Raw genomic sequence first — 21371 nt, 5'->3', positions numbered from 1 at the left:
GGAGTTCGGCATGAGCACGCACCTCTCGCGGCTGGTCGCCGTCCTCGCCACCCTGGTCGCCCTGATCGCCGCGCCCGCGCTGACGGCCCCGGCGCAGGCGGCCGACGAGTGGAGGCCGCCGGCGAATCTGGTCCAGCCGCTGGGCGAGGTCTGGAACCACGTCGAGTCGACGTACCCGGACCTGTACGGCTTCCGCAACTACGGCTGGGACCAGGTCATGGCCAACCGGGGAAGCATCAACTACTGCGTCCGCTGGGAGTCGGACACGCCGGTCAGCGTGAGCCTGCGGGACCGGATCCACACCGCGCTGAAGAAGCAGTTCGCCAAGTGGGCGGCGGCCATGGTCGACAACGGCAAGGGAACCAACGCCTGGCCGTACACCACCGTGCCGGTCAACATCGTCGGTTGGGCGGTGAAGAACCGCTCGACCCTCCAGTGGACCGACAACTCGGTCGACGTCCACGCCGGCAACCTCGACGGCGGCGGCGCCCCGCAGTGCGCTCCCGACTGTGGCCGCTTCTTCCACCAGGACGGCACCTACCCGAAGTGCCCGGGCGGCGCCGCCCACCACTACGACCAGTCCCTCTGGCTCACCAAGGGGTTCCAGGGCGGCGCCGGCGGCGACTGGGGCCAGCGCGTCGGCCAGGAGTACTTCACCGGCGCCCTCGACCAGGAGGACATCCACATCTACCTGCACGAAGTCGGCCACACCTTCGGCCTCGACGACTTCTACGACTGGACCCCCGCCGGCCAGTGCTGCTTCCTCATGAACGCGGGCACAGCCACCCGGATCACCGAGTTCGACACGTGGATGCTCCGGGACTTCTGGCGCCATCTGAAGAGCCGCTACGGCCACTGACGACCCGTCGGGACGGCGGTCCGGGGTGAGATCATGCGCGCATGGATGCGAGTGCCCTGCTCACGATGATCGCCGTCCCACCGGGCCGGGTCACGCTGTCGGACCGGCGGACCCGGCGCAGCTGGGAGGTCGAGCTCGCACCCTGTGACATCGCTGCGCACCCGGTCACCCAGGAGCTCTACGCACGGGTGACCGGTCTGCGGCCGAGCACCGCCGAGGGGGACCGCCTGCCCGTCGAGGGAGTCTCCTGGTGGGACGCCGTCCGGTTCTGCAACGCCCTGTCCGCGCAGGAGGGCCGCACGCCCGCCTACCGCTTCGCGGACGACGGCGAGGAGGTCGAGTGGGTCGCGGCCGCCGACGGGTACCGGCTGCCCGGCGAGGCGGAGTGGGAACACGCCTGCCGCGCCGGTACCTCCGGACCGCGCTACGGGCCGCTCGACGAGATCGCCTGGTACCGGGGCAACTCCGGGGAGCGGATCCACGAGGTGGGCGGCCGCCGGCCCAACGCCTGGGGCTTCGGCGACACCCTGGGCAACGTCTGGGAGTGGTGCTGGGACGTCTACGACGCGGAGGTCTACGGCTCCTACCGGGTGCTGCGCGGCGGCGGCTGGTTCGACGAGCACTGGAGCTGCCGGGCCTCCGTACGGCGCCGTAGCCATCCCACCTTCCGGGTGGACGACGTGGGCTTCCGGGTCGCGCGCTCCCGGTCGGCCGGGGCCACGGTGCCCGGCGGGCACGATGACCCACGGCTCAAGGCCCGGTGAGCGTCCGGGTGCCCAGGACACCCAGCAGGGCCGGCCGTTCGCTGTCCGCCGTGGCGGGCTCGGCCGTGCGGACCAGGACGCGCAGGTCGCTGCCCGCCACGCCGAGCACGTCGCAGTCCAGCGTCAGCGGACCGACCTGTGGGTGTTCGACGGTCTTGCGCGAGCCCTCTCCTGCCGGCCGACGACTCCCGCGTCCCACGGCTCCGCGAAGCGTGCGCTGTTCGTGCGCAGTTCCGGCACCGGCCGCCGCGGCTGCCGGTCGACGGGATACCGGGCGGCCGTCGCGCGCAGATCGGCGGCCATGACGACTTCGAACGCGCGCGGCGCTACTCGGGCGTGTGCCGTACCCGGCTGCCCGAGCCGAGGAGGTTGCGCCACACGCCGTCGCGCTCGAAGTCGCGCAGGCCGGAGATGTCGCCCATCGGCGCCGCGTACAGCGGGTTGACCCTCAACGGGGTCGAACCCGGCTTCACCGCGACCGACCTGAACGGCCGCACGGGGACCAGACCGTCGAGCAGGGCGCCGAGATCATCGTCCGCCTGGCGCAGGCCGGCCCCGACGGGCCGACCGGCGGCTACGTCGACGCGGAGGGGCCGCTGCCCTGGTGAACCGGGGTGCTGGAGACCGCGACGGCCAGGGCGCACGGGCCGTGGGGGCCGAGCCTCGCGCGCGTTCGGCGGGCCCGGGCCGATGGCTCAGACGACGGCGTCGGCGCGCAGCGCGTCGATGTCGGCGCGGCTGCGGCCGAGTTCCCCGAGGATGGCCTCGGTGTGCTCGCCCACGGACGGCACGGGGTCCATGCGCGCCGACAGGCCCGCGAGGTCGGCCGGGGGGAGCAGGGCCTGGACCGTCGCCCCGGGTACGGCCACCTCGCGCCAGCGGTCGCGGGCGGCCAGCACCGGATGGTCGAGGAAGGCGGCGACGTCGTTGACTCCCGCGCAGGCGATGCCGATGTCCTCCAGCTCCTTGAGGACCTCCTCGGCGTCGGAGCGGGCGATGCGCTCGGCCACGAGGGCGTTGAGTTCCTCGCGGTGGGCGACCCGGTCGGAGCCGGTGGCGAAGCGCGGATCGGAGGTCAGCTCCGGCCGGCCGAGGAAGCGCTCGCACAGCGCGGCCCACTCCCGCTCGTTCTGGATGGAGAACAGGACGTCCTTGCCGTCGGCCGTGGAGAAGGCCCCGTACGGCGCGATCGTGGCGTGCTGGGTACCCAGGCGCGGGGGCTGGCTGCCGCCGTAGCGGGTGTAGTTGGCGGGCTGCCCCATCCACTCCGCCAGCGCCTCGAACAGGGACACCTCCACCGGGTGGGCCCGGCCGGTGGTGGCGCGGGTGTACAGCGCGGTGAGGACGCCGCTGTAGGCGTACATCCCGGCGGCGATGTCGGCGACCGAGATCCCGACCCGGGCCGTTTCCTCGGCGGTGCCGGTCAGGGACACCAGGCCGGTCTGGCACTGCACCAGCAGGTCGTACGACTTGCGGTCGGCCCACGGGCCCGAGGTGCCGTAGCCGGAGATGGTGCACGGGACGAGCCGGGGGTAGCGGCGGGTGAGGGTTTCGGTGCCGAGGCCCAGGCGGTTGGTGGCCCCCGGGGCGAGGTTCTGCACGAACACGTCGGCTCCGTCGAGGAGTTGGTGGAGGATCTCGAGCCCCCGCGGGTCCTTGAGGTCCAGCGTCAGCGACTCCTTGGACCGGTTGAGCCAGACGAAATAGCTGGAGTGGCCGTGCACGGTCGTGTCGTAGCGGCGGGCGAAGTCGCCGTCGCCCGGCCGCTCCACCTTGATCACACGCGCGCCGAGATCGGCCAGCTGCCGGGTGGCATAGGGCGCGGCCACGGCCTGTTCCAGGCTGACCACCGTGATGCCGGACAGGGGGCGCTGCGGCAGGCTCATGCGGCCCATTAGTACGGCGGCGGCCGAAGGCCTGTCAACGCCGGGCCCGCCCGCCACCTGCGTCTTCCCGGTCCGCGGACCGGTGGTCGGGGTGGCACAGCACCATCACCGCGCGGGCGACGAGTTCACCGGCGCCGCCGAGTTCCTCGCGGTAGCGGTCCGTGATCCCCCGGACGGATTCCACGAAGTCGGGGTCGACGGCGCGGGCGAGGGCCGGGGGAGGCAGCTCCCGCGCCATCGCACGGCGCCGGGCCAGGAGTGCGATGATCACGTCGTCGAGCCGCTCTATCTGCTCGGGCGACGTCCGTGCCGTGGGGGCGGCCTGCGCCGTGGGGGCCACGTGGTTCGTCGTCACGAAGGGTCTCCGTTCTCCGGCGGGCAGCGTGACACGCCTGTCGTGACGCGTCCCCCAGGACATTGCCCCTCCCGGCCCGCGGCGACGCATCCCGGAACTCCACGATCGGGACGCCCCGGGAACGGCCGCTTCGGGCATCGTCGCAAAGGTGCGGAAAGGTGCGGAAAGATCCGGCAGGAGTCCCACATCGGCAGGAGATCCGGGTGGCGCGCGCGTCGCGGCGACAGCCTTACGTGCGGGCCAGACGCCATGATCGGCGCGCCGGTGGCCGGCCCGGGCGCCGCCGTCCGGCGGAACCTGCCCGCCGTCCGGCGGGTGACACCGGCCGGCCGGGCCGGCCGTGGCGCGGAGAGCCACCCGGGCCGGCCGCCGGGACGTGGCGGTGGGCGGGCGGGCTCACCCGGGCACGGCGAAGGGGGCCGGAGCCCATCGGCGCCCCGGCCCCCTTACGGGACCTCGGATGAGACGGTGGCTCCGGCCCCCCTACGGGACCTCGGTGAGACGGTGGCTCCGGCCCCCTTACCGGGGAGCGACGGTGGCTCCGCCCCCTCACGGGACCCGGGTGAGACCGCGGCTCCAGCCCCGTTACGGGACCTCGGGCGTGACGGTCAGGCGGCGACGGTCTCGCCGGCGTGGCCGTGCAGGCGGGCGACCACCTCGGTCAGCTGCGCGGCGACCTCGGAGTCGTCGGCCGGGTGCGTCTCGGCGAAGCGGGTCACGGAACCGGGGATGGAGAGCTTGATGTCCTCGATCACCTTGCCGCCCGCGATGCCCACGGCCTTGCGGGCCTCGTCCTGCGCCCAGACGCCGCCGAACTGGCCGAAGGCCGTGCCGACCACGGCGACGGGCTTGCCGCCGAAGCCGCTGGCGCCGTACGGGCGGGACAGCCAGTCGATGGCGTTCTTCAGGACGGCCGGGATGGTGCCGTTGTACTCGGGCGAGAAGAAGAGGAACGCGTCGGCCTCGCCGGCTGCCTGGCGCAGCTTGGCCGCGGCGGCCGGCACGCTGCCCTCGACGTCGATGTCCTCGTTGTAGAAGGGGATGTCGGCCAGGCCCTCGAAGAGCACCACGTCGGCACCCTCGGGAGCGTGCTTGACGGCCGCCTCGGCGAGCTGGCGGTTGTGCGAACCGGCGCGAAGGCTGCCGACGAGCGCGAGGATGCGAACAGACATGGGAACTCCAATGGGCTGAAACACTGCCGTAACGAACCGGACCGAGGTCCGTTTAATGTTCTAGCACCCTAACCGGACCGCGGTCCAGTTTTGTTCCCGATGCTTTACGCTGTCTTCATGTCCGCCGCCCTGCCCCCTTTCCCGGCACCTCAGGAGCCCTTCGAACGGTCAGAGTTGCTGCAGCTGGGCTCCGGCGACGACGATCCGTGCCTGCGCGCCGACGCGGCGCGCAACCGGGCCCGGCTCCTGGAGGCCGCCGGTCGGCTGGTGGCGGAACACGGGGCGGCCGGCCTGACCATGGAAGCGGTGGCAGCGGCGGCCTCGGTGGGCAAGGGCACGGTGTTCCGCCGCTTCGGCGACCGCAACGGGCTGCTGATGGCGCTGCTCGACCACTCCGAGAAGAAGTTCCAGGCCGCGTTCGTCAGCGGCCCCCCGCCGCTGGGCCCGGGGGCGTCTCCCGTGGAGCGCCTGGACGCCTTCGGCCGGGCGCTGCTGCGCAGGATGGTGGACGAGCTGGAGCTGCAACTGGCCGCCGAGCCGAGCGGGGGCCGCCGCTTCTCCAACGCTCCCCGGCGACTGCTCCGCGGCCATGTCGCCCTGCTGCTGCGGCAGGCGGTACCGGACGCGGACTGCGAACTCCTCGCCATGACGCTGATGGCCTATGTCGATCCGGCCGCCATCCACTACCTGACCACTCAGTGCGGGATGCCGATGGAGCGGCTGGAGGCGGGCTGGACGGACCTGGTCAGGCGGGTGACGCGCTGAGGCGCTGACGCGGGCGGCCGTGACGGCGCTCCGGTACGGGCTTGTCATGTCCCCCGGCCGATTCCCGGGCCACGGCTTCTGCCAAGATGCCGTACGTCATGGTGCAGATACCCAGAACGCCCGCGCCCGCGTCGCCCGCGGCGCGCTCCGTGCCCACGAGCGCCGATGTGGCCCGCCTGGCCGGCGTCTCGCGCGCGACCGTCTCCTACGTCCTCAACAACACCAGCGCCGTCCGGATCAGCGAGCCCACCCGCCACCGGGTGCACGCGGCCGCGAAGGAACTCGGATACGTTCCGCACGCCGCCGCCCGCAGCCTGCGGGCCGGACACAGCCGTATGGTCCTGATGCCGGCGCCGTCGATCCCGGTCGGCCCGCTGTACGGCCAGTTCATCAACGAACTCCAGTGGGCGCTGGGCCGCCTCGACTACACCGTCGTGCAGTACGGCACCGTCGGTCTGCACGGTGACGAGGCCGCCCGTGCCTGGGCCGAACTCCGGCCGGTGGCCGTGCTGGTGCCCGGCTCGGGACTGGGTCCGCAGGGCGTGGCGGTACTCAAGCGCTCCGGGGCTCGCGCCGTGGTCACCCTCGGCCCCGAGTCGGTCGAGGGCGCCCACGCCCTGCTCATGAACCACGAGGGCGTCGGCCACTGCGCGGGCAGTCACCTCTACGCCCGCGGCCGCCGCCGGATCGGCGTCCTCGTGCCCGCGGAAGCCGGCCTGGAGGCGTTCTCGCTGCCCCGGCTCCAAGGGGTGCGCAACGCGCTGCGCGGAACGGACGCCGTCCTCACCGAACTGCCCCTCGCGCACGACGAGGAGGCCGCCGCGCGGCTCGCCGCCCGCTGGCGGTCCCTCGGCCTGGACGCGGTGTTCGCGTACAACGACGAGTACGCGATGCTCCTGATGCGAGCCCTGCAGGACGAGGGCATCTCCGTCCCGCGGGACACGGCCGTCATCGGCGCCGACGACCTGATGCTCGGCCGACTGCTGCGGCCCCGGCTCAGCACCGTCCACATCGAACTGCCGTCCGGCCGCGACCTCGCCGAGCTGGTGGACCGGGCGGTACGCAACCCGGACGCCGCGCCGGAGACGCACAAGGTGCTGGACGCGTCGGTGGTCCACCGCGACTCCACCTGACCGGGTCACGGGTCCGGCCGTCACGGGTCCGGCCGTCACTGGTCCGGCCGTTACCGGTCCGACCGTCACCGGTCCGACCGTCATCGCCCGGAGCCGGCCGATCCGGGCCACCGGTCGCCCTCGCGTCGCGCCACACACCCGCTCTGCTCGACCGACCCGACCCGACCCGACCCGACCCGACCCGACCCGACCCGACGGGACCCGACCCGACCCAACCCCGTGCCGACCGGCGCCTTCCGCGTGGCTCGTGATTAGGATGTTGCACGCTCAACCAAACCGGGATGCGGTGGAGAGCCCGAGGCAGCTCGGACGGCTGCGCCGGATCGCCGTATCCCGCTCGCGGTCGCCGAACAGGCCGCGAGAGTACGGGACTTCCGTACCCCGTGGAGTCCCGCCGGTGACCGAACGGAGAGCCCCCATGCCGTTGCTCGACCCGAAGACCTGGCAGTCCCGCCCCTTGTCCGGACCCCGGTACGCCGTCACCGAGCCCGCCACCGGCGACACGCTCGGCACCGTCACCGTGGCCACCGCCAGGGACGTCGAAGCGGCCGCCGAAGCCGCCTCGGGCGCCCAGGCCGAATGGGCCCGCCTGCCGCACTTCGTCCGCGCCGGCGTACTGCGCAAGGCCGGTGACCTGTTCGCCGCGCACGCCGGTGAACTGCGCGAATGGCTCGTGCGCGAGTCCGGCTCCATCCCGGGCAAGGCCGACTTCGAGCTGCACGTCGCCGCGCAGGAGTGCTACGAGGCCGCCGCGCTCGCCTCCCGCCCGGCCGGACAGGTCCTGCCCAGCGAGGCGCCCCGGCTGTCCTACACACGGCGCGTCCCGGTCGGCGTCGTCGGCGTGATCTCCCCCTTCAACGCCCCGCTGATCCTCTCCATCCGCTCCGTCGCCCCGGCCCTCGCCCTCGGCAACGGGGTCGTCCTGAAGCCGGACCCGCGTACGGCGGTCTGCGGCGGCCTCGCCCTCGCCGCCGTCCTCGCGGAGGCGGGTCTGCCCGAGGGTCTGCTGCACATCCTGCCCGGCGGTCCGGAGGCTGGTCAGGCACTGGTCGCCGATCCCCGCGTGCCCGTCATCTCCTTCACCGGGTCGACCGCGGCGGGCCGTGCCGTCGGTGAGGCGGCCGGGCGTCACCTCAAGCGCGCGCATCTGGAGCTCGGCGGCAACTCCGCCCTGATCGTGCTGGAGGACGCCGATCTCGACGCGGTGATCTCCACGGCGGCCTGGGGTTCCTTCTTCCACCAGGGCCAGATCTGCATGACGACCGGCCGCCACCTCGTCCACGAGTCCCTGTACGCGGAGTACGTCGAGCGCCTCGCCGCGAAGGCCGACGCCCTCGCCGTCGGAGACCCGCACCGCGAGCAGGTCCACCTCGGCCCGATCATCGACTCCGCCCAACTGGCCAAGATCCACGGCCTGGTGGAGGCGAGCACCGCCCAGGGCGCCAAGCTGGCGGCGGGCGGCACGCACGAGGACCTCTTCTACCGGCCGACGGTGCTCGCCGGCGTCGACGACCACACCCCCGCCTACGCGGAGGAGGTCTTCGGTCCGGTCGCGCCCGTCCGCGCCTTCAGCACGCCCGAGGAGGCGGCGGCGCTGGCGGCGGGCGGCCCGTACGGGCTCTCCCTGGGCATCGTCACCCGCGACGCCGCGCGCGGCCTCGACCTGGCCGAACGCATCCCCACGGGGATCGTCCACATCAACGACCAGACGGTGAACGACGAGGCCGTGGCGCCGTTCGGCGGCATCGCCGCGTCCGGCACCGGGGCCCGCTTCGGCGGCGAGGCCAACCTGGAGGCCTTCACCGACGTGCGCTGGACCACCGTGCGCTCGGACGTGGCGCCGTACCCGTTCTAGAACGTCCGGGACCGTCCCAGGGCGCTGTCCCGGAACCACGCCGTCCCGCCCGGCCGAGCGGTGCCGGGTCAGGCGCCGTTCTGCTCGGCCTGTCCCTGCTGCTCCTCGACCGACTTGCGGACCTCGTCCATGTCGAGCTTCCGGGCCTGTCCGATGACGTCCGTCAGGGCGGCCTCGGGCAGGGCGCCCGGCTGCGCGAACACGGCGACGCGGTCACGGACGATCATCAGCGTGGGGATGGACTGGATACCGAAGGCCGCCGCCAGCTCGGGCTGCGCCTCGGTGTCCACCTTGCCGAACACGAGGTCCGGGTTGTCCTCCGCCGCCTTCTCGTAGACGGGGGCGAACTGACGGCACGGCCCGCACCAGGACGCCCAGAAGTCGATCAGGACGAAGTCGTTGTCCGTGACCGTCTCGTCGAAGTTCTCCTTGGTCAGCTCCACGGTGCTGCTCATGGGTGATTCCCTCTTCCTGGTGTGGGGGCGAAGCCGTCGGCACAACACGACGACCGGGCCCGGTATTCCGCTCGGTATCCGGCGCACGTACCCATGTGGCCTCCGCGCACACCACCCAGCAGACTGGGCCCATGACGGAAACGGAAACCATCCAGTACGACGTCGTGGTGCTCGGTGCCGGGCCCGTGGGGGAGAACGTGGCCGACCGCACCCGTGCGGCCGGTCTCTCCACCGCGGTCGTGGAGAGCGAGCTCGTCGGCGGCGAATGCTCGTACTGGGCCTGCATGCCCAGCAAGGCTCTGCTGCGCCCGGTCATCGCCCGCGCCGACGCCCGCCGCGTACCCGGCCTGCGCCGGTCGGTGCAGGGCCCCCTCGACGCGGCCGAGGTCCTCGCCCACCGGGACGAATACACCTCCCACTGGAAGGACGACGGCCAGATCCAGTGGCTCGATGGCATCGGGGCCGACCTGTATCGCGGACACGGCCGCCTCACCGGGGAGCGCACGGTCACCGTGACCGGCCCCGGCGGCGAACGGCACGTCCTGACCGCCCGGCACGCCGTCGCCGTGTGCACCGGCACCAGTGCCGTCCTGCCCGACCTGCCCGGACTCGCCGACGTCCGTCCGTGGACCAGCAGGGAGGCCACCAGCGCGCAGGCGGTGCCGGGCCGGCTGGTCGTGGTCGGCGGCGGAGTCGTCGCCACCGAGATGGCCACGGCCTGGGGGGCCCTCGGCTCCGAGGTCACGCTGCTCGTCCGCGGCAAGGGCCTGCTGAACCGGATGGAGCCCTTCGCCGGCGAACTGGTCGCCGAGGCTCTCGGGGAGGCGGGCATCGACGTGCGCACCGGCACCTCGGTCGAGTCCGTGACCCGCGAGGCCGGCACGGTCGTCGTCGTCACCGACGCGGGCGACCGGATCGAGGCCGACGAGATCCTCTTCGCCACCGGCCGCGCCCCGCGGACCGACGACATCGGTCTGGACACGGTCGGACTGGAACCGGGCTCCTGGCTGACGGTCGACGACAGCCTGCGCGTGACCGGAAACGAATGGCTGTACGCGGTCGGCGACGTCAACCACCGTGCCCTGCTCACCCACCAGGGCAAGTATCAGGCCCGTATCGCCGGCGCGGCCATCGCCGCCCGCGCCTCCGGCGCCTCGCACCTGGAGTCCGACCCCTGGGGCGCCCACGCGGCCACCGCCGACCACGCCGCCGTCCCCCAGGTCGTCTTCACCGACCCGGAGGCCGCCGCCGTGGGGCTCTCCCTGGCGGAGGCGGAACAGGCCGGACACCGCGTCCGGGCCGTCGACCAGGACATCTCCGCGGTCGCCGGTGCCGGTCTGTACGGCGACGGCTACCGGGGCCGTGCCCGCATGGTCGTCGACCTGGAGCGGGAGATCCTGCTCGGCGTCACCTTCGTCGGTCCCGGTGTCGGCGAGCTGATCCACTCGGCGACCGTCGCCGTCGCCGGACAGGTGCCGATCAGCAGGCTGTGGCACGCGGTGCCGGCCTATCCGACGATCAGCGAGGTGTGGCTGCGGTTGCTGGAGGCCTACCGGGACAACTGAGCCGGCACCGGCGGGCGGTGGCGCCGGACGGTCAGCGGGGCAGCTCGAAGCCGAGCGATTCCGCGGCCTGTTCCGGCGTCGCCTGCGTCCACCGCTCCGCCATCGCCCGGTTCGAGGAGAGCGAGCGCAACTCCGCGCGGTCGAGGTACAGCGTGCCGTCGAGGTGGTCCGTCTCGTGCTGCACGATGCGCGCGGGCCAGCCGGTGAACACCTCGTCGACCGCGCGGCCGTTCTCGTCCAGGCCCGTCAGCCGCACCTCGGCCGGCCGGGCCACCACCGCCTGCCAGCCCGGCACGCTCAGACAGCCCTCGAAGAACGCGGCACGTCCGCCGCCGACGGGCTCGTACGACGGATTGACCAGCACCCGGAACGGCTGCGGCACCCGCCCGCGCGCCAGCCGTACCTCCTCCGGCACCGGCGCCGGATCCTCGACGACCGCGATCCGCAGCGCCACGCCCACCTGCGGTGCGGCGAGGCCCACGCCCGGCGCCGCGTGCATCGTGACGCGCAGGGCCTCGACGAAGCGGGCCAGCAGCGCGTCGTCCAGCTGGCCGTCGAAGGGTTCGGCCCGGCGCCGCAGGACCGGCTCACCGGCCGCGACGATGGGCAACGGGCCGTCGACGGCGAGGAGTTCCTCCACCTGCTCGGTCAGGGACGCGTGATCACGTGCGGATGCCATCGCGCCAGGATGCCACGGCCCCCACGGCGCCCGGGATCGGCGCCCGGGACCGTGCCGTGTGACGCACGCCACTCATGCCTCCGGGAACTCGGCGCCCCCTTCGTCCGACTACTGGACCACTACCGCCCCACGTCGTTCGGTCCCGTGTCGAGCCCACAGCCCGACCGCGGTCCCGGCGCCCCCGTTCCCGTCCCCCGGAGAAGCCGCCGATGTCCACCGCTCCCCCGACCACCACGGACGAGGCCCCGCCGGCCGCCGGCCCGGCGCCGTCCCCCGGCCGCTGGGCGCCACTGCGCCCGCTCGTGCTGCGTCTGCACTTCTACGCCGGTGTGTTCGTCGCGCCGTTCCTGTTGATCGCGGCCGTCACCGGCTTCCTGTACGCGGGCGCCTTCCAGGCCGAGAAGCTCGTGTACGCGCACGAGATGACGGTGCCCGTCGGCGACACCGAACTGCGCCTGTCCGAGCAGGTCGCCGCCGCCCGCAAGGCCCACCCCGAGGGCGCCGTGTCGGCCGTTCGGCCCTCCCCGGAGGCCGACGCGACCACCAGGGTGATGCTCTCCGGGGTCGAGGGCGTCGACCCCGGCCACACCCTCGCGGTCTTCGTCGACCCGTACACCGGCACGGTGCGCGGGGATCTCGAACAGTACGGCTCCACCGGGGCGTTGCCGCTGCGCACCTGGATCGACGAGTTCCACCGCGACCTGCACCTCGGTGACACCGGCCGCCTCTACAGCGAGCTCGCCGCGAGCTGGTTGTGGGTGATCGCGGGCGGCGGCCTGGTGCTGTGGTTCTCGCGCCGCCGTGCGCTGCGCAAGGTCCGGGGCACCAGCGGCCGCCGCCGCACCCTCGGTCTGCACGGCAGTGTCGGCGTCTGGGCCGCGGCCGGCTTCGTCTTCCTGTCGGCGACCGGTCTGACCTGGTCGACGTACGCCGGGGCCAACATCGACGAGCTGCGGACCTCGCTCGGCCAGGCCACCCCGTCGGTGACGGCGACGACCGGCGGCGATCACGCGGGTCACGGCGCGTCCGCCTCCGCCGGGGACGCCGAACACGGCGTCGGCCTCGACAAGGTCCTGGCCGCCGCCCGCGCCGAGGGACTCGGCGACCCGGTCGAGATCGTCCCGCCCGCCGACGAGTCGTCCGCGTACGTCGTGCGGCAGGTGCAGCGCGGCTGGCCCGAGAAGCAGGACTCCGTCGCGGTCGACCCGACCACCGGCGAGGTCACCGACGTGCTGCGGTTCGCGGACTACCCGCTGCTCGCCAAGCTGACCCGCTGGGGCATCGACCTGCACACCGGAGTGCTGTTCGGTCTGGTCAACCAGCTCGCCCTGATGCTCCTCGCGCTGTCGCTGATCCTGCTCATCGTGTGGGGCTACCGCATGTGGTGGCAGCGCGGGCGCGGCTCCTCCTTCGGCCGGCCCGTCCCGCGCGGAGCGTGGCGGCAGGTGCCCCCGTACATCGTCCTGCCGGGTGTGGTGGTCGTCGTCGTCCTCGGCTACTTCGTGCCGCTGCTCGGCATCCCGCTGGCCGCCTTCTTCGTCGCCGACGTGGCCCTCGGGGAGGTCGCCCACCGGCGGGCCCGGGGGAGCGGTGCCGGGGCGAAGTGACCCGGCGGAAGCGGTGACCTCGTGAAGTAGCGTGGTCCGACACCGCTCGCCCGGCTCGCGCCTGGCCGCCCGGACGGTCGCCCCGCTCGCCGAACCGTGTCTGCGTCCGCGCGCGGCGGCCCCGCCGGAGCGGGCGGCCGCCCGCCGAAACGGGCCCGTGGCCTTGGCGGACAGGCGTTCGCCCCGTCACGCATCGGGCGCGTGACGGGGCGAGGACGGGTGTACGGGCTCCGGAGCCGCGGCTCTAGAGCCGCTCGAAGTCACCCGCGAGTGCGGAGGCGATGCGCAGGTGCGATTCGGCCTCCTCGGGCCGGCCCTGCCGCTCGAGGGTGCGGCCGAGCATCAGCCGGGCGTAGTGCTCCACCGGGTCGCGCTCGACGAGGATGCGCAACTCGGCTTCCGCGCGGCGCAGTTGGGCCGAGTGGTAGTAGGAGCGCGCCAGCAGCAGCCGTGGTCCGGTCTGCTCCGGCACCTCCTCGACCAGCCCGTCCAGCACGCGCGCGGCGGCGGCGTAGTCCTTGGCCTCGAAGAACATCCGCCCGCGCTCCCAGCGCTCGGCCGGCGTTCCGTGGTCGTAGTACGTCATGTCCACTGCTGACCTCCTTCGACGGCCTACAACCCCACGAGGTCGTTTAACATTCCACTACGTGGGCGTGCGGCCCGCACCGGAGGACGGACGACGTGGGGTTGGACTGACGCGAAGCCCCTGGCGGGGCTAGGTTGGGCCGCATGAGCAATCTTGATCGCGAGGCGGTTCCCGCCCTGTGCGGCGGACGCGGCTTCGTGGTGGCGGAACCCGTACGTGAACTCCTCAGCCCGCGCCGCGTCAAACTGGGCGAGTCCAGCGAGGTCCGCCGCCTGCTGCCCAACCTGGGCCGCCGCATGGTGGGCGCCTGGTGCTTCGTCGACCACTACGGCCCCGACGACATCGCCGACGAGCCCGGGATGCAGGTGCCCCCGCACCCCCACATGGGGCTGCAGACGGTGAGCTGGCTGCACGAGGGCGAGGTGCTGCACCGCGACTCCACCGGCAGCCTCCAGACCATCCGCCCGCGCGAACTGGGCCTGATGACCTCCGGCCGGGCGATCAGCCACTCCGAGGAGAGCCCCGCGCCGCACGCCCGCTTCCTGCACGGCGCCCAGCTGTGGGTCGCCCTCCCGGACGGCCACCGGCACACCGACCCGCGCTTCGAACACCACGCGGACCTGCCGTCGGTCACGGCACCGGGCCTGACGGCCACGGTGATCCTCGGCGACCTCGACGGAGCGACCTCGCCCGGCACGGCGTACACCCCGATCGTCGGCGCCGACCTGACCCTCGCCCACGGCACGGACGTACGCCTGCCGCTGGAACCGGACTTCGAGTACGCCGTGCTGTCCATGTCCGGTGAGGCCCACGTCGACGGTGTGCCGCTGCTGCCCGGCTCGATGCTCTATCTCGGCTGCGGCCGCACCGAACTCCCGCTGCGCGCCGAGTCGGACGCGGGTCTGATGCTGCTGGGCGGTGAGCCGTTCGACGAGGAACTGATCATGTTCTGGAACTGGATCGGCCGCACCCGGCAGGAGATCGAACAGGCCCGTGAGGACTGGATGACGGGATCACGCTTCGGCGAGGTGAAGGGGTACGACGGTGCTCCGCTGCCCGCCCCGCGGCTTCCCGAGGGGGCGTTGAAACCGCGGGGACGGGTGCGCTGACCGCCGTCGTACCGGGGGACGGGGAGCCGCTCAGGCGGGCTGCGGGGTCAGGCGTCTGTGGCCCCTGCGGTCGTAGTACGCGGCCATCCCGAAGCCGAAGAGGAGGGCGAGGGCGGCGCCGACCCCGATCATGGTCCAGGCGCGGGTGAGACCGGCGTCGCCGCGCGCGTCGAAGTAGAGGATGGCGCGCACGCCGTCACTGAGCTGGCGCATCGGCTCGAAGTGGGACAGGAAGCGGTAGAAGCCGGGGACCGCCTGGAGCGGGACGGTGGCTCCCGAGGACGGCAGTCCCAGCACGATGAACACGAACATGGACACCAGTTGGCCGATGCCGCCGAAGGCCGCGTTGATGGCCTGCACGCCGAGGCCCACCGCGAGGGACGCGCAGTAGGAGTAGATCCACAGCAGGGGCAGACGGGTCGCGTCCATCCCGAGCAGGGTGACGCAGGCGAACATGATCAGGGAGGCGCTGAGCAGGGTGATGCCCGCGGTCATCGCCATCTTCAGCAGCAGCGTCTGCCTCCGGTCGATCGGCACGGTGGGCAGGCGGGTGTGCCAGGGACCGATCTCGTTGTCGGCGTAACCGAGGGACGTGTCCACGGCGTTGCTGATGACGTTGCCGCCGAGGAAGCCGGCCAGCACGAGCAGCAGGGTGTAGTAGAAGGCGGTAAGACCCAGGCCGCTGTGGTCGCCGAGCGGGTGGCCGGGCCGGGTGGTGAGGGCCACCGGGTCGGCGAGCAGCAGCTTCGTGGTGGAGTCTGCCTCGGTGGCCGCCGCGGTGAGCTGTCGGCCGATGTCCTGGGAGGACTGGCGTGCCACCTGCGTGACGATCTGACTGGCGAGGGACGAACCGAGGCTGCCCTTGCCGGGGTTGGTGAGCAGGGTGAGGGTCGGGCGTTCGGTCGCCCCGGTCGTGGTGAGCGCGGTGACGGACGCGGTGAAGTCCGGGGGGATGACCAGGGCGCCGTAGACCTTGCCGGAGTCCAGTTCGTCCTGCGCCCGCGCCAGGGTGAGGGTGCGCCATTCGGCCTTGCCGCCGGAGGTGTCGGCGGTGACGGCCCGCGTGATCTGGGTACCGAGGTTCTGTTTCTGGCCCGCCGGCGGGCTGCCCGTGTCGCCGTTGACGAGCGCGATCGGCAGATCGTGCAGATCCTGTTGCGGGTTGACGATGCCGCCCATGTAGAGCACGGACAGCAGCAGGGCGAGCAGCCCGGTCAGGATCGTGGGCAGCAGCCACAGCTTGGGGCGCCGCAGCAGTACGACGGCTCTGGCCTGGGGCGTGGCGTCGGCCATGGTTCTCCGTAGGTCGGGTGGGGGTTCGGCGGGCGGTTGTCGGCCGATCATCCGCGTGCCGTACGGCGGCGCAGGGGAACGACACGACCATGGACGCGCGAGCACGCGAAGGCAACCCCGAGCGGTGTCGGCCCCTCCTAACAGTCGAATCGACCGCGTGTTCGCGAAGGAGTGTCCGTTGGCACCTCAGCTGTCCCGCCGGAAGTTCGTGGTCTACTCGCTCGCCGCGACCACCCTCACCGTCGCGGCGCCGCTCGGCTGCGACACGTCGTCGGCGGCGGGCGCCGAGGCGACGCCGGACCGGGCCGCGAGAGCGTCCGACGTCCTGGTGACCGGCACCGACGAGGAGATGCTGGTCCTCGAGGTCACCGCCGCCAACAGGATCGTCGTACGGCTGCCGCGCGTCGAGGTCGGCCAGGGAGTCACCACCGCCGTCGCCATGATGATCGCCGAGGAGCTCGACGCCCGGCTCGCCGACGTGGACATGCCGCTCGCCGAGGCCCGCACCAAGGGCAACCAGTTCACCGGCGGTTCCAGCTCGGTGAGCTCGCTCTACGGCCCGGCCCGTCAACTGGCCGCCACCGCCCGCGCCCGGCTGGTCACCGCGGCCGCCCGGCGGTGGCACCTGCCCGCGCGGACCCTGCGCACCTGGAACACCCGGGTCGTCGCACCGGACGGACGTACGGCCACCTTCGGGTCCCTGACCGCGAGCGCCGCCGGAATCCGCCGGACGGCCGTGTCGAGCAAACCCAAGCCGGCCTCCCGGCACCGCGTGATCGGGCGGCCGACGACCCGGATCGACGCCCGGGACATCGTCACCGGCACGGCGCGCTACACCGGAGACCTGACGGTCGCCGGTGCCAGGCCCACGGTGGTGGCCAGGCCGCCGACGCTCGGCGGGAAGGTCGTCTCGGTCGACGACCGGGCTGCCCGTGCGATGCCGGGCGTCCACGCCGTCGTCAGGATCCCCGGCGGGGTCGCCGTGGTCGCGGAGACCTTCCACCACGCCTTTCAGGCGAGGGACGCGCTGCGCGTCACCTGGGCCCCGGGCCCGCTGGCCGGGCTGTCCGACGCGGCCATCCGGTACCGGCTGATCGCCGCCGTCCCCCGGCTCGGCCCGCCGCCGAGCGGATCGGCCCAGGTCGGGGGCGAGTTCGCGTTCGCGTTCGTCAGCCACGCCCCGATGGAGGTGCTGACCGCGGTGGCGGACGTACGCCCGCACAGCGCCGAGATCTGGTTCTCCTCGCAGTCACCGATGGGCGCCCGCGACAGCATCGCCTCGGCCATCGGACTGCCGGAGTCGAAGGTGCGGGTCCATGTCGTGCGGGGCGGCGGGTCGTTCGGGCGGCGCCTCGACCACGACGCCGCGCTCGAGGCGGCGCTGATCTCCAAGGCGGCGCGGCAACCGGTCAAGCTGATGTGGAGCCGCGCCGACGACATCCGGCACGGCCGGATGCGGCCCGCCTCCCACCACCGCGTCCGGGCCAGTCACGCCCGCGGCAGAGTGGTGGCCTTCGCCCACGCCACGGCCTCGGTGAGCGAGTCGTACGAGGAGCAGGGCGCCTCCGCCCAGGGCGGTGTACGCGCCGCCGCGCGACCGCTGCCCAGCGACAGCGGTCTGTACAACTTCGGCCGCCTCTCCGGCGATTCGGGCTCGGTCGAACTGGCGATGCCCCTCGGCGCGTGGCGGTCGGTGGACTCCGGCACGACGCGCACCGCCGAGGAGATCGTCGTGGACGAGGTCGCCGCGAGCCTGGGCAAGGACCCCGTCGCCTTCCGGCGCGCCACGCTCCGGAGCAAAACCGTCAAGGCCGTGCTCGACAAGGTCGCCGCCGCCGGACACTGGGGCCGGACCATGCCGGACGGCCACGCACAGGGCGTCGCCGTCCACGAGGAGTACGACTCCTGCGTGGCCTGTCTGGTCGAGATCGACGCCGGGGACCCCAAGAATCCCCGGGTCACGCGGGTGGTGATGGCGGCCGACGTCGGCACGGCCGTCAACCCGCGCGGACTCGAGGCCCAGCTCATGGGCACCGCCGTCGACGGCATCTCCACCGTGCTGCGGGCCGGCCTGCACATCGACCGGGGCGCGGTGCGCGAGGGCAGCTTCGCCGACTTCCGCTACGCCCGCCAACGGCACGCCCCGCTGCACTTCGAGGCGCACATCATGCCCTCGCGGCGGGACCCGGGCGGGGCCGGCGAACTCGGTGTCCCGGCCGCGGCCGGCGCCGTCGCCAACGCCTACGCCCGTGCCACCGGCACCACCCCCCGCCGCTTCCCGATCGACTACTGATCACCGTCCGAGAAGGTACCGATGCCCTCCTACTCCTTCGTCCTCAACGGGAAGTCCGTGACCGTCGAGGCGCCGGCCGACATGCCGCTGCTGTGGGTGCTGCGCGACCTGCTGCACGTCACCGGCCCCAAGTACGGCTGCGGGGTGGGCGTGTGCCGCGCCTGCACCAGCCATCTCGACGGCGCGGAGATCCAGCCGTGCGTCGTGCCGGTCGCCGACTGCGCCGACCGGGCGGTGACCACCATCGAGGGCCTGGCCGACGGCGACACCCTCCACCCCGTGCAACAGGCCTGGCTCGACTGCGACGTCTCCCAATGCGGCTTCTGCCAGCCGGGCCAGATCATGGCCGCGGCGGCCCTGCTCGACAGGACGTCCAGCCCCACGGACGACGACATCGACCGCATCGAGAACGTCTGCCGCTGCGGCACCTACTCCCGCATCCGCGAGGCCATCAAGAAGGCGGCGGCGCCGGACTGACCGCCGCCCAAGGACGGCCCGCGCGAACGCGCAGCCCGGTTCGCCCCGCGATCGCCGGCCGGCCGCGGGCCAGGTCAGCGACGCCGGCCGGTCGTGGTGGGCGGAACCCGGTCCGGGGCCGTCGGGTCGCGACGAGCGGTGCGGGCGGATCAGCCGGCGCCGCGCCCACCGCCGGGGCCGGTCCGGGGCGGCGGCGCGGTCGAGGCGCGGACGACGAGATCGACCGTCGGATCGGTCGGCGGCAGGGGGTCCGCCCGCGGGTTCTCGATGGAGTGCAGGAGACGCCTGAGTCCGTCCCGCGCCACGACGTCGAACAGTTGCCGCACCGTGGTCAGGGGAGGGGTGACATAGGCGGCGACCGGGATGTCGTCGAAACCGACGACGCTCACGTCCTGCGGCACCCGCCGGCCGGCTTCCGTCAGGGCCCGCATCAGACCGATGGCCATGTCGTCGTTGGCGGAGAACACCGCGGTCACCCCGGGGTCGGCGGCGAGCGCGCGCCCCGCCGCGTACCCGGACGCGGCCGACCAGTCGCCCTCGACGACGGGCGGCTCGTGTCTGCCGTGCGCGCTGAGCGCCGCCCGCCATCCCTCGAGCCGGTCCCGGGCCGCGTACCAGCGCTGCGGCCCTGCGAGGTGATGGACGGTGGCGTGCCCGAGGTCCAGCAGGTGTTCGGTGGCCGCCCGTGCCATCAGGTCGACGCCGCCGCCCGCGGCCAGCACCGTGGGGGCGGCGAAGGGCGGTGGCGCGCTGAGGACCAGGACCGGTACGGCGACGGACCGTTCGCCCTGGTCTCCCGCCTCGTCGATCGGCTCGGAGATGACGATGCCGTCGACGCCCTGCTCCAGCAGCGCGTCCACGGCGCCGGAGACACCGCCGGGGTCCCCCTCCACCGTGTTGACCACGCGCAGCGCGTACCCCGTGTCGCGGACGGCCCGCTCGACCCCCATGAGCAGCGAGGCGGGCCCGTACAGGGCCGTTCCCAGGGTGACCACGCCGATGGAGCGAGTGCGTCCCGAGGCCAGCGCCCGGGCCGCGTTGTTGCGGCGGTAACCGAGCTGTTCGGCGGCGTCGAGCACCCGGCGGCGCACGTCGGCGGACACGTACGGCTCGTCGTTGAAGACCCTGGAGACGGTCTTCTGCGAGACCTCGGCCAGCTGGGCGACGTCCACGCTGCGCGGTGCGGCGGAGCCTCCGCGCCGTCCTGTCCCTCGCGTCACGGTGCCTCCCCGGGCCGGTCGTGTGTCCGAGCCCGATGATGTCAGACGCCGTCCTGCCGGGGCTCCCGGGCTGCGCCGCCATGTCTGCGGAGTCAGGTCGGTGGAGCACGCGTGCTCGCATGCGGGCGGACGAGCCCCGTCGAGAGTCCGGACCGTGCCCCGGCACGAGCACGGGCACGCACGGTCGCGGTTCCTGCCGGGTCAGGGCACGGCGGGCGGCGTGCAGCCGGGGGCCGGTCCGCTGCTGCCCCGCACGACGAGCTCCACGGGAATCAGCGACTCGGCCCGCGGTGCCTCGGCCGGACCGTCGATCCGGTCGAGCAGGAGGCGCAGCGAGCGGGTGCCGATCTCGGCGAAGTCGGTGCGCACGGTGGTCAGCGGGGGCAGCAGATGGGCGGCTTCCGGGATGTCGTCGTAGCCGACCACGCTGACGTCACCGGGGACCGAACGGCCCGCCTCGTGCAGGGCGTGCAGGACGCCGAGGGCCATCTGGTCGTTGGACGCGAACACCGCGGTGACCTCCGGGTTCCGGGCCAGCCGACGACCGAGTTCGTAGCCCGAGTCGGCGCTCCAGTCGCCGACGAGCGGCTCGTGCACCTGCGCCCCGGCCGCCTCCAGCGTCGAGCGCCAGCTGGTCAGCCGCTGGTCGGCCGAGGTCCAGCCGGTCGGTCCGGCGAGGTGCCGTACGGTCCGGTGGCCGAGGGCCAGGAGGTGCTCGGTGGCCTTGCGGGCGCCGATCCGGGAGTCGCCGGTGACCAGCGCGGCCAGCGCCGCGCTGTCGTCGAGTCCGTTCTCCAGCACCACCAGCGGGGTGTCGAGCCGGGTGTCCGCCAGGGCCCTGCCCACCCAGAGCTGCGGGGCGATGGCGATCACCCCGTCCGCGCCCTCGGCCGACAGCCGGTCGACGGCCGCCACGACCGTGTCGTGGTCGGCCGTGTCGAGGGCGATGGAGCTGACCAGGTAACCGGCCTCCTGCGCCGCGGTGTTGATCGCGGTGAGGATGGCGGCCGGCCCGTAGCGGGCGGCGTCGAAGGAGATGACGCCGAGCATCCGGGTCCGGCCGCTGGCCAGCGACCGGGCGCTGCGGCTGGGGCGGTAGCCGAGCGAGCTCATCGCCTCCAGGACCGCCGCGCGTGTCTCGGCGCGGACGGAAGGGTGGTCGTTGAGCACGCGCGAGACGGTCTGCTTGGAGACACCGGCCAGCCGGGCCACGTCGTCCATCACCGGACGCGAGCCCGCGAAGTTCCGTCTGCTGCGCCCCTTCGGGACGGCTCCGCCGGCGGCGCTTGCGGTCATGG

The 21371-nt window shown here is 73.3% G+C and carries 20 protein-coding genes and 1 pseudogene; 11 read left to right on the top strand and 10 right to left on the bottom strand.

All coding sequences use genetic code 11. The features are described 5' to 3' along the window. The first annotated feature begins 10 nt into the window (after window positions 1-10). On the top strand, window positions 11-859 hold the full coding sequence (locus OG985_RS09485; protein WP_371667820.1) for a hypothetical protein: 849 nt from the start codon (window positions 11-13) through the stop codon (window positions 857-859). Window positions 860-900: 41 nt separating this feature from the next. Next, entirely contained in the window at window positions 901-1623 is a 723-nt protein-coding gene (locus tag OG985_RS09480) for a formylglycine-generating enzyme family protein (protein ID WP_371667819.1), read from the top strand. On the opposite strand, the gene OG985_RS09475 is transcribed toward OG985_RS09480, so the two are convergent. Beyond that, a complete protein-coding gene (locus OG985_RS09475; protein ID WP_371667818.1) occupies window positions 1610-1822 on the bottom strand; it encodes a hypothetical protein in 213 nt (70 codons plus the stop codon). The two genes, OG985_RS09480 and OG985_RS09475, sit on opposite strands and share 14 nt — an antisense overlap. 251 nt (window positions 1823-2073) lie before the next feature. Here OG985_RS09475 and OG985_RS09470 point away from each other — a divergent pair. Then, window positions 2074-2231: pseudogene (locus OG985_RS09470) on the top strand (short-chain dehydrogenase); the annotation flags it as partial. Window positions 2232-2318: 87 nt separating this feature from the next. Here OG985_RS09470 and OG985_RS09465 read toward each other — a convergent pair. The 3 genes from OG985_RS09465 to OG985_RS09455 all read right to left on the bottom strand — a co-directional run bounded on the left by OG985_RS09465 (window position 2319) and on the right by OG985_RS09455 (window position 5036). After that, window positions 2319-3509 (bottom strand): CaiB/BaiF CoA transferase family protein, encoded by a 1191-nt coding sequence (locus tag OG985_RS09465; protein WP_371667817.1) that lies wholly within the window; start codon window positions 3507-3509, stop codon window positions 2319-2321. 34 nt (window positions 3510-3543) lie between these two features. After that, complete coding sequence (locus OG985_RS09460; protein WP_371667816.1) at window positions 3544-3864, bottom strand: hypothetical protein; 321 nt, start codon at window positions 3862-3864, stop codon at window positions 3544-3546. A 608-nt stretch (window positions 3865-4472) separates the two neighbouring features. Continuing rightward, window positions 4473-5036 carry an NAD(P)H-dependent oxidoreductase gene (locus tag OG985_RS09455; protein WP_371667815.1) on the bottom strand — a complete coding sequence of 188 codons (564 nt, stop codon included), beginning with the start codon at window positions 5034-5036 and terminating at the stop codon, window positions 4473-4475. A gap of 117 nt (window positions 5037-5153) precedes the next feature. Between OG985_RS09455 and OG985_RS09450 the strand changes: the two genes are divergently transcribed. The 3 genes from OG985_RS09450 (at window position 5154) to OG985_RS09440 (ending at window position 8789) form a co-directional block, all read left to right on the top strand. Further along, complete coding sequence (locus tag OG985_RS09450) at window positions 5154-5801, top strand: TetR/AcrR family transcriptional regulator (protein WP_371667814.1); 648 nt, start codon at window positions 5154-5156, stop codon at window positions 5799-5801. Between the two features lie 98 nt (window positions 5802-5899). Next, window positions 5900-6934 (top strand): LacI family DNA-binding transcriptional regulator, encoded by a 1035-nt coding sequence (locus tag OG985_RS09445; RefSeq protein ID WP_371667813.1) that lies wholly within the window; start codon window positions 5900-5902, stop codon window positions 6932-6934. A gap of 418 nt (window positions 6935-7352) precedes the next feature. After that, window positions 7353-8789, top strand: coding sequence for an aldehyde dehydrogenase family protein (locus OG985_RS09440; RefSeq protein ID WP_371667812.1), 1437 nt, complete (start codon window positions 7353-7355; stop codon window positions 8787-8789). 68 nt (window positions 8790-8857) lie between these two features. On the opposite strand, the gene trxA is transcribed toward OG985_RS09440, so the two are convergent. Beyond that, window positions 8858-9244 carry a thioredoxin gene (gene trxA / locus OG985_RS09435; RefSeq protein ID WP_371667811.1) on the bottom strand — a complete coding sequence of 129 codons (387 nt, stop codon included), beginning with the start codon at window positions 9242-9244 and terminating at the stop codon, window positions 8858-8860. Window positions 9245-9375: 131 nt separating this feature from the next. Between trxA and OG985_RS09430 the strand changes: the two genes are divergently transcribed. Next, window positions 9376-10809, top strand: a complete 1434-nt coding sequence (locus OG985_RS09430; protein ID WP_371667810.1) for an NAD(P)/FAD-dependent oxidoreductase — start codon at window positions 9376-9378, stop codon at window positions 10807-10809. A gap of 31 nt (window positions 10810-10840) precedes the next feature. Here OG985_RS09430 and OG985_RS09425 read toward each other — a convergent pair whose 3' ends face one another. Further along, complete coding sequence (locus OG985_RS09425; protein ID WP_371667809.1) at window positions 10841-11488, bottom strand: peptide deformylase; 648 nt, start codon at window positions 11486-11488, stop codon at window positions 10841-10843. A 209-nt stretch (window positions 11489-11697) separates the two neighbouring features. Between OG985_RS09425 and OG985_RS09420 the strand changes: the two genes are divergently transcribed. Continuing rightward, the gene (locus OG985_RS09420) at window positions 11698-13095 is read left to right on the top strand and encodes a PepSY-associated TM helix domain-containing protein (protein ID WP_371667808.1); all 1398 of its coding nucleotides are present in this window, start codon (window positions 11698-11700) and stop codon (window positions 13093-13095) included. A 244-nt stretch (window positions 13096-13339) separates the two neighbouring features. Here the strand turns inward: OG985_RS09420 and OG985_RS09415 are convergent, their stop codons facing one another. Beyond that, on the bottom strand, window positions 13340-13687 hold the full coding sequence (locus tag OG985_RS09415) for a tetratricopeptide repeat protein (protein ID WP_371667807.1): 348 nt from the start codon (window positions 13685-13687) through the stop codon (window positions 13340-13342). Window positions 13688-13824: 137 nt separating this feature from the next. On the opposite strand from OG985_RS09415, the gene OG985_RS09410 reads away from it, so the two are divergent. Continuing rightward, window positions 13825-14790, top strand: coding sequence for a pirin family protein (locus OG985_RS09410; RefSeq protein WP_371667806.1), 966 nt, complete (start codon window positions 13825-13827; stop codon window positions 14788-14790). A 30-nt stretch (window positions 14791-14820) separates the two neighbouring features. Here the strand turns inward: OG985_RS09410 and OG985_RS09405 are convergent, their stop codons facing one another. Further along, window positions 14821-16083: a YhgE/Pip domain-containing protein gene (locus OG985_RS09405; RefSeq protein ID WP_371667805.1), complete on the bottom strand. Its 1263-nt coding sequence runs from the start codon at window positions 16081-16083 to the stop codon at window positions 14821-14823. Between the two features lie 208 nt (window positions 16084-16291). Here OG985_RS09405 and OG985_RS09400 point away from each other — a divergent pair, with 208 nt between their 5' ends. Beyond that, window positions 16292-18376 carry a molybdopterin cofactor-binding domain-containing protein gene (locus OG985_RS09400; RefSeq protein WP_371674316.1) on the top strand — a complete coding sequence of 695 codons (2085 nt, stop codon included), beginning with the start codon at window positions 16292-16294 and terminating at the stop codon, window positions 18374-18376. 21 nt (window positions 18377-18397) lie between these two features. Then, window positions 18398-18853: a (2Fe-2S)-binding protein gene (locus OG985_RS09395; protein WP_371667804.1), complete on the top strand. Its 456-nt coding sequence runs from the start codon at window positions 18398-18400 to the stop codon at window positions 18851-18853. A 149-nt stretch (window positions 18854-19002) separates the two neighbouring features. Here OG985_RS09395 and OG985_RS09390 read toward each other — a convergent pair whose 3' ends face one another. Both OG985_RS09390 and OG985_RS09385 read right to left on the bottom strand, forming a co-directional pair. Then, entirely contained in the window at window positions 19003-20073 is a 1071-nt protein-coding gene (locus tag OG985_RS09390) for a LacI family DNA-binding transcriptional regulator (RefSeq protein WP_371667803.1), read from the bottom strand. 201 nt (window positions 20074-20274) lie between these two features. Next, window positions 20275-21369 (bottom strand): LacI family DNA-binding transcriptional regulator, encoded by a 1095-nt coding sequence (locus OG985_RS09385; protein WP_371667802.1) that lies wholly within the window; start codon window positions 21367-21369, stop codon window positions 20275-20277. Window positions 21370-21371: the final 2 nt, after the last annotated feature.

This window comes from Streptomyces sp. NBC_00289, from assembly GCF_041435115.1.
Lineage (GTDB): Bacteria > Actinomycetota > Actinomycetes > Streptomycetales > Streptomycetaceae > Streptomyces.
This window is presented reverse-complemented; position numbering and strand designations above follow the sequence as displayed.